The 12,971-nt window shown below is 63.3% G+C and carries 12 protein-coding genes and 1 pseudogene; 4 read left to right on the forward strand and 9 right to left on the reverse strand.

What is annotated here, in order from left to right; genetic code table 11:
- Nucleotides 1-101 precede the first annotated feature (101 nt).
- From EH231_RS27025 to EH231_RS27040, 4 genes and pseudogenes are all read right to left on the reverse strand, one after another.
- Nucleotides 102-1,245 (reverse strand): annotated as a pseudogene (locus EH231_RS27025) (sulfotransferase family protein).
- Nucleotides 1,242-2,024, reverse strand: coding sequence for an SDR family oxidoreductase (locus tag EH231_RS27030; RefSeq protein ID WP_124713680.1), 783 nt, complete (start codon nt 2,022-2,024; stop codon nt 1,242-1,244). The pseudogene EH231_RS27025 and the gene EH231_RS27030 overlap by 4 nt, the downstream one beginning before the upstream one ends.
- Nucleotides 2,025-2,026: 2 nt before the next feature.
- Entirely contained in the window at nt 2,027-3,154 is a 1,128-nt protein-coding gene (locus EH231_RS27035) for a hypothetical protein (RefSeq protein ID WP_124713681.1), read from the reverse strand.
- Nucleotides 3,155-3,344: 190 nt separating this feature from the next.
- A complete protein-coding gene (locus EH231_RS27040) occupies nt 3,345-3,848 on the reverse strand; it encodes an SRPBCC domain-containing protein (RefSeq protein ID WP_124713682.1) in 504 nt (167 codons plus the stop codon).
- Nucleotides 3,849-4,141: 293 nt separating this feature from the next.
- On the opposite strand from EH231_RS27040, the gene EH231_RS27045 reads away from it, so the two are divergent.
- Genes EH231_RS27045 through EH231_RS27055 form a run of 3 tightly spaced genes read left to right on the forward strand, consistent with a single transcriptional unit; the run spans nt 4,142 to nt 6,427 of the window.
- Nucleotides 4,142-4,627 (forward strand): polyketide cyclase, encoded by a 486-nt coding sequence (locus EH231_RS27045; protein ID WP_124713683.1) that lies wholly within the window; start codon nt 4,142-4,144, stop codon nt 4,625-4,627.
- The gene (locus EH231_RS27050; protein WP_124713684.1) at nt 4,624-5,487 is read left to right on the forward strand and encodes an SDR family NAD(P)-dependent oxidoreductase; all 864 of its coding nucleotides are present in this window, start codon (nt 4,624-4,626) and stop codon (nt 5,485-5,487) included. The genes EH231_RS27045 and EH231_RS27050 overlap by 4 nt, the downstream gene beginning before the upstream one ends.
- 1 nt (nt 5,488) lies before the next feature.
- Nucleotides 5,489-6,427 (forward strand): alpha/beta hydrolase, encoded by a 939-nt coding sequence (locus tag EH231_RS27055; RefSeq protein WP_124713685.1) that lies wholly within the window; start codon nt 5,489-5,491, stop codon nt 6,425-6,427.
- Nucleotides 6,428-6,458: 31 nt separating this feature from the next.
- Here EH231_RS27055 and EH231_RS27060 read toward each other — a convergent pair whose 3' ends face one another.
- From EH231_RS27060 to EH231_RS27080, 5 genes are all read right to left on the reverse strand, one after another.
- Nucleotides 6,459-7,607 carry a cytochrome P450 gene (locus EH231_RS27060; RefSeq protein ID WP_124713686.1) on the reverse strand — a complete coding sequence of 383 codons (1,149 nt, stop codon included), beginning with the start codon at nt 7,605-7,607 and terminating at the stop codon, nt 6,459-6,461.
- A gap of 64 nt (nt 7,608-7,671) precedes the next feature.
- Nucleotides 7,672-8,682 (reverse strand): zinc-dependent alcohol dehydrogenase, encoded by a 1,011-nt coding sequence (locus EH231_RS27065; RefSeq protein ID WP_124713687.1) that lies wholly within the window; start codon nt 8,680-8,682, stop codon nt 7,672-7,674.
- A gap of 51 nt (nt 8,683-8,733) precedes the next feature.
- Nucleotides 8,734-9,483 carry an SDR family NAD(P)-dependent oxidoreductase gene (locus EH231_RS27070; RefSeq protein ID WP_090424207.1) on the reverse strand — a complete coding sequence of 250 codons (750 nt, stop codon included), beginning with the start codon at nt 9,481-9,483 and terminating at the stop codon, nt 8,734-8,736.
- Entirely contained in the window at nt 9,480-10,730 is a 1,251-nt protein-coding gene (locus EH231_RS27075) for an MBL fold metallo-hydrolase (protein WP_124713688.1), read from the reverse strand. Before EH231_RS27075 ends, EH231_RS27070 begins: the two co-directional genes overlap by 4 nt.
- Nucleotides 10,730-11,977 (reverse strand): sulfotransferase family protein, encoded by a 1,248-nt coding sequence (locus EH231_RS27080; protein ID WP_124714389.1) that lies wholly within the window; start codon nt 11,975-11,977, stop codon nt 10,730-10,732. The genes EH231_RS27075 and EH231_RS27080 overlap by 1 nt, the downstream gene beginning before the upstream one ends.
- A 58-nt stretch (nt 11,978-12,035) precedes the next feature.
- On the opposite strand from EH231_RS27080, the gene EH231_RS27085 reads away from it, so the two are divergent.
- Nucleotides 12,036-12,962 carry a helix-turn-helix domain-containing protein gene (locus tag EH231_RS27085; protein ID WP_164481036.1) on the forward strand — a complete coding sequence of 309 codons (927 nt, stop codon included), beginning with the start codon at nt 12,036-12,038 and terminating at the stop codon, nt 12,960-12,962.
- Nucleotides 12,963-12,971 lie beyond the last annotated feature (9 nt).

Genomic DNA, 12,971 nt, shown 5'->3' on the forward strand with positions numbered 1-12,971 from the left:
CGTTGTGGAATTCGGACGATAGATGGCCCCCGACCAAGGTAGGCAAAATGGCCGGCATCACCGATGGCCCGATCTGGCGCAGGTCAGGGTAGGTGGTGCAGTTACCGGGTCTCGAACCGCGCCTGGATCTCCTCCACGGTCAATCCGTAGTCCGTCAGTGAGTATCGGTGCTTGGGCGCTCGGGGCCCGTGACTGGCTTCGGCGTGCGCAGTTTCCATCGCTGATACTGCCTGGTCGGTGCGGTAGGTCGAAGTGCTGATAAACGTTGCGGGCAGTGCCGATTGGATCTGCTACAAAATCGAAGTAATCCACGTCGTAGAACTGGCGCGGGTTGTGGCCGGCGCGTGCGGTGTTGAACTGTTCGACGCCGCGGGACCAGGTCTCGAGTACGTCGCGGCCGATCTGTGCGCCGGTGAAGGTGGTCGACCATCCTTCGGTCGAGTGTTCGGCAAGCGAGCACATCGAAGCCAGCAGCGTCTCTGGCGGGCGGTGGCACTGGACGATCAGCGCATCCGGATAGGTTTGCAGTATGGCGTCGAGGGAAAACAGGTGGCTAGGATTTTTTAGTACCCAACGTTTTTCGGCGTCATTGAGGCCGATCAGCTGGAGGTTCCTGCGGTGCCGTCGGTATGAAGGCGACCAGTCCTGTTTGGTCAGCCACTGGGCATAGCTGGGCACATGGGCCAGCGATTCGAAGGACACCGAATGTACGGACTGGCGCAGCAGCTGCCAACATTCTTCCAGGACGTTCTCGTCGATGTAATGCAGGCCGAGGAAGTCGGGATTGTCCTGGTGAGCTTTGGCGTAATAGGCCTTCAGCCGACGGTATTCGGGAAATGACTCCCAGTCCTGCCGCGGCGGGCGGGGTTGAGGGTACTCCGCAAGCCACAGCTCAAGCCCTTGATGGGACGGGTCGGCGCCCAGGAGACGGTGCAGGGCCGTGGTTCCCGTCCGGGGTAATCCCGTCACGAAGATGGGCCGTTCGATCGTGACGTCGGTGTGGCTGGGGTGGCGCTTCCAGGCAGCCTCACTCAGCAGCCGGGCCACCAGTCCGGCGCGCAGGTAGTGGCGCGTCATCGCGGCGCCCAGTGGCGTGAAGTTCGCTTCGCGCGCATAGGAGTCGAGCAGCACGCCGAGCGCTTCGCGGAAGTTGTCGTCGTCGGTACCGAAGTCATCGTGTCCGGCCGTGTCGACGGCTTCGGCGCACAACTCATCGACAGTGCCGACATCAGTTCGTGTTGTCATGCCTTGTACTCCCCACAGTTGACATCGAGCGTTTGGCCGGTGATGCCGGCGGCCAGGTCGCTTAGCAGGAACACGATCGCCGAGGCAACGTCATCTTCGGTGACCAAGCGCTTCAGGTCTGAGTGCGCCGCTGCGGCCTGATAGACCGCATCTACGGAAACACCCGATTGGCGTGCCTGATCCTCGAAGTACTCTTGCAGGATTTCACCCCAAATATAGCCTGGCGCTACAGAATTCACTCGGATGCCACGGCCTCCGAGCTCGCTGGACAGTGACTGCGACATCGCCAGCAATGCTGACTTGGCCAGCTTGTAGGGGCCGTAAAGCGGGTCCGAGTGTCTGATGACCATCGAGCTGAGGTTGACGATCGACCCTTTCGATTCGGCCAGTGCAGGAGTGAAAGCCTGCGTGGTGCGTAGTGCGCCGAGAACCGTCAGCTCTACGGAGTCACGGATGTGGGCGTAGGTGGTTTCGCCGAACGGTTTCATCGAGGGATGCATGAACGCGTTGTTCACCAAGGCGTCAACCTTGCCGTAGGCCTCTACGGCGGACCGAGCAAGTTCCTTGACGTCGCTGTCAACTGTGATGTCGGTGGCCACAGCCACGGCCCGTCTACCCATGTCAGTGATGGTCGTGGCGACGCGATCAAGACGCGCGGCCGATCGTGCCGCCAGCACGAGATGGGCGCCTTGTTCGGCGCATCGACGGGCTAGTGTTGTGCCGAGGCCGGGCCCGACACCGCTGATGACGACGACCCTGTCCTGAAGGAGTCCGCTCATGCTCAGCCCAGCATCCTTTCTCCGATTTGGCTTTGCCGCAATGCTATTCGCGCCTGCCAGTCCTGCTCGGAAATCTTGTTATGGGCGTAGAACGGAAGTGCGGCCGCGATCGCGTCGAAGTCCACGACCTCGACGGTGGGGCCGTCGGCCGAAGTCATCTCGCGCGACAACCGTTGCCAGCGGAACTGCAGATATCCGCGCCGATGCCCCAGGGTCTCAACCCAGTTCGTCACTCCGGGGTTCTGATCGGTAACAACGATGCGCACCTTGCCGTCCGGGTCGACTTGCGTCTGAGCCCCATTCAGAGATGTCTGGTGATTGATGTAGTCCAAGGAGATGTACCACATGCTTCCCAGCTGAAAACCTTGGTAGGGAGCGTCGCTCTCCGGCAACGTGATGATCAGCGCCTGGTCGGGCGCCAAGTCGAAATGCCCGGCCGACGAGTATTGGGTCGTCAGCCCGCCGGGGGTGCTGCGAGGCGCCACGAGTGTGTTCACGGGTAGGTTCAGGTAGAACCACTGCGGGAACTGCAGCCAGGTCTTCACCCGGTTGATGAGCTCGCCTGCAGCAGTGGTGAATTGCTTTTCCACTAGTTCGAGACTCGGCGATTCTGGAGCGGTGCCGACGGTGTCGCTGCGCCAGATCGCCAACGACCCGCGCCGCTGCGACCAGTCGCCGTACACCTCGCGGATAACGAGTTGGCCTGTACGGCTCGGGGTGAATCGCCATTCGAAAGTCCCATCGGCGGCGATGTCGAGTTCGCGATCGTCGAAGGCCACTTCGCTGTCCGGCACGGAATCGTCGGTGTACTCTCCGGCCAAGTACTGAAAGCTCAGGTCAGTGGTGGTGCCGCGCAGGCCGGTAACGACATAGTCGAAGCCGGCAAGCAACCTGGCTCCAAAGTAGAGCGTGTCCGGGTTGTCCAGTCCCATCTTGGTGAACGGTCCGGTACCCGACAGTAGATACGGATGATCGGGATGCTGGTGAAATGCTTGATGCGTACATCCGGCGATGCACCCGGCCAGGTACTGCAGCCCCTCGGCAAGGTCGGCGTCACCATCAATGTGCGGTGCTGCTGCTATGAGGTTTTCGGCTTCGGCGATCGCGCATGCTAACGACTCGGAGAACATGCCCACTGACGCTAAACAGGACGTATCCGTTGCGAAACCAGGGTTTCCGCTCAGCGGGCCGCCCGGTATGGATGACTCCGGCCATCGCCCCGAGTCACACATGGCGAACTGCCCGCTGAACTGAATGCACGCAATCTCCTACATATCAACGACTTCGGGTTACCGAGCGGTCGAGTGAACGGGCGAGAATCTAACGCTGCGGAAAGGCACGCACGGCAACGCAATGTTCACTCCGCTTCTTCAGCGCCACTGCGGTGTCGTCGAATGCGCGTTTCACCCAGGCCCCGCACTCGGCCATGACCTGGTGCGCGTGATCGCCAAGAAACGCATCCGTGGAGTAGTACCTGCAGCGGTGCTCTGCGATGGGTTCGAGGACCTGGTCGCGGCGCGCGGGATATGGCGATTCCGGCGTCGCCGGCAACTCCCAAGAGAGCAACCGCTCTGGCACGAAGGCGCAGACGTACTCGGTGTTGGTGGACGTGCCCCCGGCACCGCTGTAGTCCGCAAGAACCATCTCCACTGCCGCGCCCATCTCCAAAGTGGATACAGCCGATATGCAGAACGGATTCCACAGCGGGTAGTTGTCGAGGTCGGTCAGGACTTCCCACACAACTTTGGCAGGTGCGTCGATCTCAACCGCGATGGAGCGCACGAGTGTGCTCGGGTCGTAGCCCGGAATGGACAGCTCAGACATCTGGACTCCTTGAAATGGTGTCGCCGAGCAGAATTCAATAAGTGCGCCTCGGCTGGAACGAACGCTGGCACGGGCATGTCGGCCATGGAACCGGCCGTGCCGCTCAGCGGGAAAGGCTCCGTAGTCACGGCCTGCTGCCACTTTCTCCGATGCCGTTTTCACACCGCTTGATCCCGAACGTCGGCGACCGCCAGATTAGAATCTTCCCTGACTACCCCGCCTCGATATCGCGACGTTCCACTCAACGGTCACCGACGCTGTTACCGGCGCAACATCCCAGGTTGACTGCAGACATGAGCAACGAGATCACCCTGTCGGACGTCCAGGAATTCATCTCCGGCTTCTGGTTCCACTACGACCAGGGCCACTTCGATGAAGTTGGCGCCCGCCTCGCCGACGAGATGGAGTACCTGAGCCGCTCGGACTCCGGGGCCTGCCCGTTCGAGCACCTGCTGGCGGCAGAACTGCACGGCAAGGCCGAGACCTTGACCTGGCTCATCGAGCACCGCAACGAGAACCCGTACCCGTGCCGTCATCACGCGACCAACGTGTTCCGCACCGGAACCGACGGCGAGGTCACCAACGTCCGGTTCTATCTGTTCGTCAACCAGATCACCAACAATGTTCCGTTCGCGGTGTCCAGTGGCGTCGTCGACGCCGGCATCCGGCGGTCGCAAGACGGTCTGGTCTTCACCTCGCTGAACGTCGTGCTCGACGCCGAGGACTCGGTCCCGCTCGCCGAGCACACCGCCAAGGCTGCGGCTGCGCAATCCGCGTGAGCGCCCGAGAAATCTTCGGTGGCGGCGTCGCCGTCATCACGGGAGCCGGCGCCGGAATCGGCGCCGGCCTGGCCCGGTATGCCAGCCAGTTGGGTATGACGGTGGTGTTGGTCGACGTCAACGCCGAGGCCATCGCGGGCCTCCGCGAAGAAATCGACGCCGCAGGCGGATCGGCGACCGACGTGCTCTGCGATGTGCGGGATGCGGACGCGGTGCAGGCGCTGGCCGATGACGTCTATCGCGACCTCGGGCCGGTACGCCTGTTGGTGAACAACGCCGGTATCGAACAGTTCGGGTATCTGTGGGACACCCCGGTTTCCAACTGGCAACGCGTCGTCGACATCAACATCAGCGGGGTGTTCCACGGAATCAGGGCATTCCTGCCGAAGATGATGGCCACGGACTCCCCAGCTTGGGTATGGAACCTGTCCTCGATCGGCGGTGTCGCAGTGGTTCCGCTGCAGGCGCCCTACATCATGAGCAAGCACGCGGTACTCGCTCTGACCGAATGTCTGCACCTAGAAGTGCAGTCCGCCGACCATGACCACCATGTACACGTCCAGGCGGTGCTACCGGGTGCCGTGGTGTCGAGCATCTTCGAATCCGCGGGCGGGGTGGACTCGGGGGACACCGGCGCGGCCGAAGGACAACGCACCGCGATGCTCGACATCAAGGCCGAGGCGATGGATCCGCTGGCCGCGGCGGAGGTGGTCTTCGACCAGGCTGCCGAAGGCCGGTTCTACCTGCTCACCCAACCGGACTACGTCGGTTCGGCCATGGCGGAACGGGCTCGCGTACTGAGCGGCCAGGAAGCGCCCCGTTTGCGGACTGAGCGCCGCTTCGACCCGGCAAAGAACTGAAATGGCTTATCCACCACTTGATCCCGACGCCTCCGCACGGGTTGCATCGTTCGGCGAGATAGCTCCCATGCGGGCCCGCGGCCTCGCCGCCGTCCGTGAGGGGCTTGAATGCGCCCCTCTTCCGCAGATGCCGGCCATGGCGGGCATCGAAGACCTGACGGCCACGGGCCCGGGCGGTCCGATACCGCTACGCCTCTATCGGCCCGGCCCCGCGCCCGGACTACCGGTGCTGGTGTATCTGCACGGCGGCGGGCTGGTGATGGGCTCGAACCATTCGTTCGAGCCGCTCGCCCGCGAACTGGCACACGCCAGCGGCGCCGCGGTGGCGGCGGTCGAGTACCGACTGGCACCGGAATCGCCGCCACCAGCTCAATTTGACGATGCCTACGCGGCCACCGAATGGGTTGCCGCCAACGCCGACGACCTCGGCCTCGACGCCGGCCGGCTGGCGGTTGTCGGCGACAGCGCCGGCGGATCGCTGGCTGCCGCAGTGGCATTGGCCGCCCGCGATCACAGCGGTCCACGAATCTTCGCCCAGGTGTTGCTGTATCCCGGCCTGGATCGCGACATGGGTGCGGCATCCATCACCTCGATGCCTGACGCCCCACTGCTTCGCCATGAGGACATCGTCTACATGCACGAATTGGTCGACCGTGGCGGGGCTCCGCGGGACCCGTATCAGGTTCCGGCCTATGCCACCGACCTGAGCGGCCTGCCGGCGGCGATCGTCGTCACCGGGGCGTGCGACCCGATCCGGGATTGGGGTGAACGCTACGCCGGGCGCCTGCGCGATGCGGGCGTGCAGACCACTGTCACGCGTTATCCCGGTATGTACCACGGCTTTCTGATGCGCTCCGACGCCACCGCGCGCGGACGGTTGGCACTGGCCGAAGTAGGCGCCTTGCTGCAGGCCAAGTTCGCACACCCACTTCGGTTTTGAGCGGTGACCCCGTCTCGCCCGTATCTGACTGTCAGCAGCCGCCCAGTCGTAGTGGCACCGAGTCATACGCGCGCGCCCAACTGGAGGTGATCCGTTCAGGGTCACCGGCCAGTTCACACTCGGGGAATCGGGCAAACCACTCGGTAAGAGCGAGGCGGGCCTCCATGCGGGCCAGTCCCGATCCCATACAGAAATGAATGCCGTGACCGAATGCAGCATGGCGCTGAGCACGCCGGGTCACATCGAAACGATCCGGTTCGGAGAACTCACGTTCATCGCGGTTGGCCGCCCCCCACACCAACATCACCCGTGAATCTGCCGGGATGTGGACCCCGTGTAACTCAACGTCGCGGGTGGCAGTTCGAGGTAACGTCTGGGTGGGCGATTCGAAGCGCAACATCTCCTCGACTGCTGTTGGCCAATGCGACTCGTCATTCAACAGCAGATCCCGCTGCTCGGGATGGCGCAGCAGCAGGACGGTGCCGGAGCCGATCAGGCTGGCCGTCGTGTCATTGCCGCCCAGGACCAGTAACAGGCAGAAACCCAGCAGTTCCTCATCGCTGAGCCGCTGACCGTCGATCTCAGCGTTGATGAGATCGGTCATCATGTCGTCTCGCGGACGATGGCGGCGTTCGTCGAGAAGCTCTGCGAACGTGGTGTATATCCCCACTGCGGCTTCCAGCGCCTTGTTCGTGTCGGTCGTGTCGATGAACGCCTCTGTCCAGGCACGCACCGGGCCGATATGCTGCTCGTCGAGGCCGATCATTCCGCCGACCACTACACTCGGAATAACCGCGGCATAGTCATGCTGGAACTCGCAGGTGCCGTTCGCGGCGATTGTGTCGATGAGGCTCCGGATGTAGTTCCGGATATCGTCTTCCATACCGGCTACCCGTCGTGCGGTGAAGACCCGTGAAACCAGCTTGCGTAGTGCGGTCTGCCGCGGCGGGTCCATGTAGATCAGTTGGGGAAGCAGGTCATTTGCCTCTGCAACGCGGCTGGAGAACGTGTCGTGATCGGCCGCGGCGGCCCACACATCCGCAAACCGGGTGAGTGCGTAGAACCCGCTGCCGGGGTCATGGTAGACGGGGTACTCGTCACGCATGGTGCGGTACACATTCCAGAGCTCGTTTTGAAACTCCGGCGTCGATGGATCGTAATGGATCTGAGTACTCGGCATGTGTTACAACTTCTTTCATTCTCTGAAGGGAATGCCGTGAGATCTTGCGACGGGATTCCGACACTCAGTCGAAGGTGACAACGATCTTGTCGGCGGCGCCCGGAGTGGCAGCCAGGCCCAGCGCCTCGTCGACATCGTCGAATCCGAACGTGTGGCTGACGAGCACCGCGTACTTCTCCCAGTCCGCGACGATGTCGCGGGTGACCTCGAAGATCTCGGTCGGGTACCCCATCGAACCGACAATGGTTATCTCGTTGCTCATAACATTGATCAGGTCCACTGTTACCGGTTCCTTGTGTACCGCAACCACTCCCAACTTGGAGCCACGCTTTGCCAGTGCCAAGGCGCTGTCGATCACGGCCGGAACACCCGCGGCGTCGAGGTACACATCGGTGCCGGCCTTACCCGGCCACACCGAGTCACCAGAACCATGAAGCTCGGTCAGCCTGGCCGCAAGATCGTCCTCAGCGGAGTTGACAACCGCGTCGGCACCGACTTTGAGGGCCTTGTCCAGACGGGCGGGGAGCACGTCGACCACGACGACATGGCCCACCCCACGAGATTTCAACGCGATCGTCGCACCCAGCCCGATGGGGCCGGCACCGAAGACCACGACCTTGTCAGCCGGACCAGGCGCAACTTGGTTTACCGCATGCCGGGCGACGGCCATGGGTTCGTTGAGTGCAGCGACCTCGAACGGCACGTAGTCCGGGATGACTTCCAGGTTCTTGCCCCGGACGGCGTCGTGCACAAGCAGCAACTCTGCGAGAGCACCACGGGCGCCGCCATTTCCGATGATGTCGTCAGGCGACGCCATCGGATCGACAACGACGTGGTCACCGACCGCGAGGTCGGTCACCTCACTGCCGACCGCGACGATCTCGCCCGCAGGCTCATGTCCCAGCGGCATGGCGCCCTGATGCGGTGGCAGTCCGCCGATCGAGATGTAGAACGCGTCGGTTCCACAGATCCCGCAGGCCCGTACCTTCACCAAGACGTCCCGAGGACCGACAGTCGGGTCCGGTCGTTCGACCACATCGGTGTGGCCTGGGCCGTCAACGATCGAAATCTTCATGTGCACTCCTGGTTTGGTGGTCAGTTGACGAATGGTCGAGGCTGCACGCAGCTACTGCACGCTATAGCCGCCGTCTACGACGAAGGCGGAACCCGTGCAGTACGACGCACTGCGGGTGCACAGAAACAAGATGGCATCGGCGATCTCGGCCGGAATTCCGAAGCGGCCCAGGGGAATGTGGTCGACCTGTGCCTGCTTCACGTCGGGGACAAAGTCCATCGGGGCGGTCATCGGTGTCTCGATCACCCCGGGCGCCACCGCGTTGACCCGGATTCCGTCAGGCGCCCACTGTGCTGCCAGGTTGCGGGTCAGTGACAGGACACCCGCCTTGGCCGCGCCATAACCGGGCACCATTGCCACGGCACGAATCGCCGCCATTGACGCCATCATCACCACGCTGGCACCGCCGGCAGCCGTTGAGCACTTGAGGGCGCCGCGCAGCGCTGTCGTCAGCCGAAACGGGGCCAGGAGATTGACGTTTACAGAGGCCTCGAAGCCCGGGGCCGTCGACTCGTCCAGGCCACCCGGGAAGTTGGCGCCGGCGTTGTTGACGAGGATGTCCAGAGTCGAGAATTCGGCTGCGAGCTCACCGGTTCCGTCCACATCCGTCACGTCGAGCTGCCGATAGGACAGGCCGTCGAGTTCTACCGAATAGTGGGAGGGATCGGGTTTGGTACCCGTGACGGTCACCGCTGCGCCGGCGTCGCGCAACCGCAGCGCCGTGACATGCCCGATCCCGCTCGTGCCACCGGTGATCAGCGCGGTGGCCCCGGTGAAGTCGAAGGTCAGGTCGTTCGTCATGACAGCTCCTTGATTCTTTCTCGCAACCAGGCGGATTCCCAGAAGTTGGTGCTCTCTTCGAGCAGGAGTTCGTGTGCGCCGCGCAGAACGCCGATTGCCCCGGCGTGGTCGTCCTGCACCGCGGTGACCATCTCGGCGAGCCGTATCGAGTTGACCGGGTCACCGTCCTCCAGCAGCGCCCTGGCCCGGTCAGCCAGCGCGTCGGCGCCGGCGAGTTCCACCAGATGTGCTGACACCGGTTCCACGGCATCGGGATAGAGCTCGGCGGTGGATTGGTGGTGGAACCAGCCGGCGTAGTTCTCCCAGATTGCGCGGACGTTCCAGCTCACCTTGCCGTAGCCCTGTCCGACTTCGAGCTCGGGCGGCAACTGCACTTCGCTCATCAGGGTACGGACGTCCTTGCCCTGGTTCATGCCGGCCACGGTCTCGTCGTGGATGAAGGCCACAGCGTCACGAAGCCTGCCCAATTCCCAGTCGATCCGTTCCCGGCCTGTGATGGGGCCGAAGTGACCGGTCAGCAGAACCTCGGCTCCGAGTGCCCGGACACGCTCGATCGAATCGATGACCGTCAGCGCGTCGCGATAGCGGTCGCCGCGCAAGGTCACCAGGTTCGGAATATGACCGAAGAGCGCCCCGAAGACGTTGCCGCACAGGCACACCTTTTCGTCAGGCAGCCAAACCACCAGGCTGTCCGTTGTCTCTCCGCCGGGAGTGGCGAGCAGTTCCAGGCGCTGATCGCCCAGCGTCAACTCGAGTCGGTCCTCGACGGTGATCGTCGGGGTGGGCACGCCTTGAGGAGGCGGTGGACCGCCGAAGCGCTCCGTCGAGTAGGCAATGGCAGACATCACCTTCTCGACCCACGCGAACGACGAGTTCGCGGCCCGGAAAGGTGCCAGCAGTTCGTTGTCTCGTCGCCACGTCACCCAGTCGGCATGCGCGATGACGTCCGTGCCTGGGTCGCTCAGTACGTCGATTCCGCCCACGTGGTCCACGTGCCCCTGAGTCAGGATGACGTAGCGGATCGGCGTCGAATCGACCGCGTCGTAATTCGACCGGTGCACTTGCGCTTCGAAGCCCATGCCGGTGTTGACGACGATCCGGCCCTCACTGGTCGGGATGAGGAAGGAGTTCGACAGTCCCGGAGACCACCAGATGCCGGGTACAACCTCCTGGGCTGCAGGAGCATTCGCACCGGCAATCGAATCGGCTCCTGGGCGGCTGCGGTAGATCGGCTCGAGATCACTCATCATTGTTCCTTCCTGACGTCGAAACGCTCGAAGTAGAAGTCGAATCGGGAACGGATGTCCTCGGGTGAGCGGCTGAAGTGGCGTTCGAGTTCGTAGCGCATTCGGCCATGCTTTCCGCGCGGATTGCCGGCGAGATACGCGCCGAATGCCGCCTTGGCCTCACCGGTCATGTCGGTGCCGTTGTGTCCATAGAGTTTTTCGAGGATGGTCAGCTCCTTTCCGTTGAGGTCGTGGAAGGCGATGTCGAGGCTCTGGTTCGCGGGGATGAGGTCGCGGTCGCGCACACAGGCGCGCAGCAGCGTCTCGACCCGGTCGGTCCAGTAGTCGACCAGAGACTCGGGATCCACGTCGTGGCGGCGGATGCGATCGCCGTAGGCCAGCATGGTCACCGCCGACTGGATGACCGCGACGGGATCTCGGTGGGTGAAGGCCACCGTGGCATCGGAAAAGGTGTTGATCAACGGGCCCAACTGCTCACAGTGTTGTGGCGACTTCAGCACCCAGGTGCGTGGTCCACGCAGGAAGGTCAGTGCCTTGAGGATTGTGCGCAGGTACGCGTAATGCTCGTTCTGATCCAAGCCGTAATAGAAGTCCCGCCACGAGGGGACCCGCGCGTGCCACTCCAGGACGTAGCTGGCGAAGTCCAGGTCCAACAGCTCGACTTCTTCTTCGATGGCCGCGGGAAACCGGTCGTGCATCGCCTGGAGCAAGGGGACCATGACCCGCGCCCCTTCGTGTTCCGCGGCGCAGCGGGCAAATCGGGGATCCGTCCCATCGACGCTGGGCCCTTCCCCCCTCAGGGGGAAAGGTTCCTGAGACTCCCAGTAGGGCAGCGCCCGCCGACGGTGGTCCGCGGCGATGAGATTGACCAGGTGGGTCGTCCCCGAACGAGGAAGCCCCACAACGATGATGGGACGCTCGATCTCGATGTCGTGGATCTCGGGATGCCGGCGCAGCAGATCTGTCAGCAGCAGGCGCTGAGTCAGCAAGCGAATAATTCTTTGCCGCAGGTTGATTCGATTGAGGTTCGTGTTTCCTCCGTCTGCGTCGATCGCCGCCGCATACATGTCGAGGCGGGGCCGGAAGTCATCGGACCCGAAGTCGCTGACGCCCGCCCGCTCGATCGCCTCATCGATCAAGGCGCCGGGGGAAAGGTCAACGGATAGATCGACGACCTGCTCCAGAACTGCTTGCTGCGTTGCCGTCAGACGCGGCGAGACCAGATCGTCGACTGTGGTTTCCAGCATGGCCGATACGCCTCCATGTTGATCGATGTCGAATATTCGATATATGCTTTCCGAATATATGAACGGAAAGTTAGGCCCGTCTGCGCCCACGGGTCAAGACCTGTCACCCCCGACCACCCGGGTCGTGGAGATCGTCGAGTTGCTGCTGCAGCGACCCACCGACCCGCTCACATTGGCCGAAATATGCCGTGAGCTGGACGTGAGCCGGTCGACCGGCCACGCGATCATGCACACGTTGTGCGCTCGTCAGTGGGTCTCACGTGACCCACTGAGCGGGAGGTTCTCCTTGGGACCCACGCTGTCAGGACTCGGCGGACCCGGCAACGTGGCGTCCCGTTCATTGCGTGAACCACTTCAGCGCCTGTGCGTCTCGCTCGGCATGCCGATGTGTATCTCTGCACTCGACGACCGCACCATCGTCGTCGTCGAGTCCGCTGCTGCGCCCGGCACCCGCATACCCGTGCCCGCCGGTGTGCGGCTTCCCTTCGTCGCCCCCTTCGGCCGCGAATTCGTCGCCTGGGCACCGGCGTCCGCACGCGCGGACTGGATCGCTGCAGCAGGCTCGGTCAACCCGGCCTTCCGCCGACGAATCAGTCAGGTACTAGAAGAGATTCGAGTCCGGGGCTACGGCATCGAGCGTCTCAGCGATCCGCTCCTGCAAGTGTTCACGGCGCTGAAGGCACTCGACAGCGGCTCACCGCCCGGGCCGTTGTCCACGCGTCTGGCCGCCGCCGTGGCAGATCTGACCGTGGTCGATCAGCTACCGACTGACGAACCGGATGCGACACCTCTTGCAACCATCTCAGCTCCGATCTTCGACGCCACCGGCACGGTCGTCATGACGGTCTCGGCGCAGCCGTACCGGACGCTCAGCCGCCAGGAGCTCGAAGCGGTCGGCGCCGGCGTGGTCGAGTTCGCTCGCGACGTCGAGACATTGTGCCGCTCAACGGAACATGGGACTCCGGCACCCGTCATCCGCTCCTAACGTTCACCC

This window comes from Mycolicibacterium nivoides, from assembly GCF_003855255.1.
Classification (GTDB): domain Bacteria; phylum Actinomycetota; class Actinomycetes; order Mycobacteriales; family Mycobacteriaceae; genus Mycobacterium; species Mycobacterium nivoides.

What these genes read in the sequence shown, in the direction of transcription:
- EH231_RS27030 (WP_124713680.1), bottom strand. Translation starts at nt 2,024, where the DNA reads ATGAGCGGACTCCTTCAGGACAGGGTCGTCGTCATCAGCGGTGTCGGG.
- EH231_RS27035 (WP_124713681.1), bottom strand. Translation starts at nt 3,154, where the DNA reads ATGTTCTCCGAGTCGTTAGCATGCGCGATCGCCGAAGCCGAAAACCTC.
- EH231_RS27040 (WP_124713682.1), bottom strand. Translation starts at nt 3,848, where the DNA reads ATGTCTGAGCTGTCCATTCCGGGCTACGACCCGAGCACACTCGTGCGC.
- EH231_RS27045 (WP_124713683.1), top strand. Translation starts at nt 4,142, where the DNA reads ATGAGCAACGAGATCACCCTGTCGGACGTCCAGGAATTCATCTCCGGC.
- EH231_RS27055 (WP_124713685.1), top strand. Translation starts at nt 5,489, where the DNA reads ATGGCTTATCCACCACTTGATCCCGACGCCTCCGCACGGGTTGCATCG.
- EH231_RS27060 (WP_124713686.1), bottom strand. Translation starts at nt 7,607, where the DNA reads ATGCCGAGTACTCAGATCCATTACGATCCATCGACGCCGGAGTTTCAA.
- EH231_RS27065 (WP_124713687.1), bottom strand. Translation starts at nt 8,682, where the DNA reads ATGAAGATTTCGATCGTTGACGGCCCAGGCCACACCGATGTGGTCGAA.
- EH231_RS27070 (WP_090424207.1), bottom strand. Translation starts at nt 9,483, where the DNA reads ATGACGAACGACCTGACCTTCGACTTCACCGGGGCCACCGCGCTGATC.
- EH231_RS27075 (WP_124713688.1), bottom strand. Translation starts at nt 10,730, where the DNA reads ATGAGTGATCTCGAGCCGATCTACCGCAGCCGCCCAGGAGCCGATTCG.
- EH231_RS27080 (WP_124714389.1), bottom strand. Translation starts at nt 11,977, where the DNA reads ATGCTGGAAACCACAGTCGACGATCTGGTCTCGCCGCGTCTGACGGCA.
- EH231_RS27085 (WP_164481036.1), top strand. Translation starts at nt 12,036, where the DNA reads ATGAACGGAAAGTTAGGCCCGTCTGCGCCCACGGGTCAAGACCTGTCA.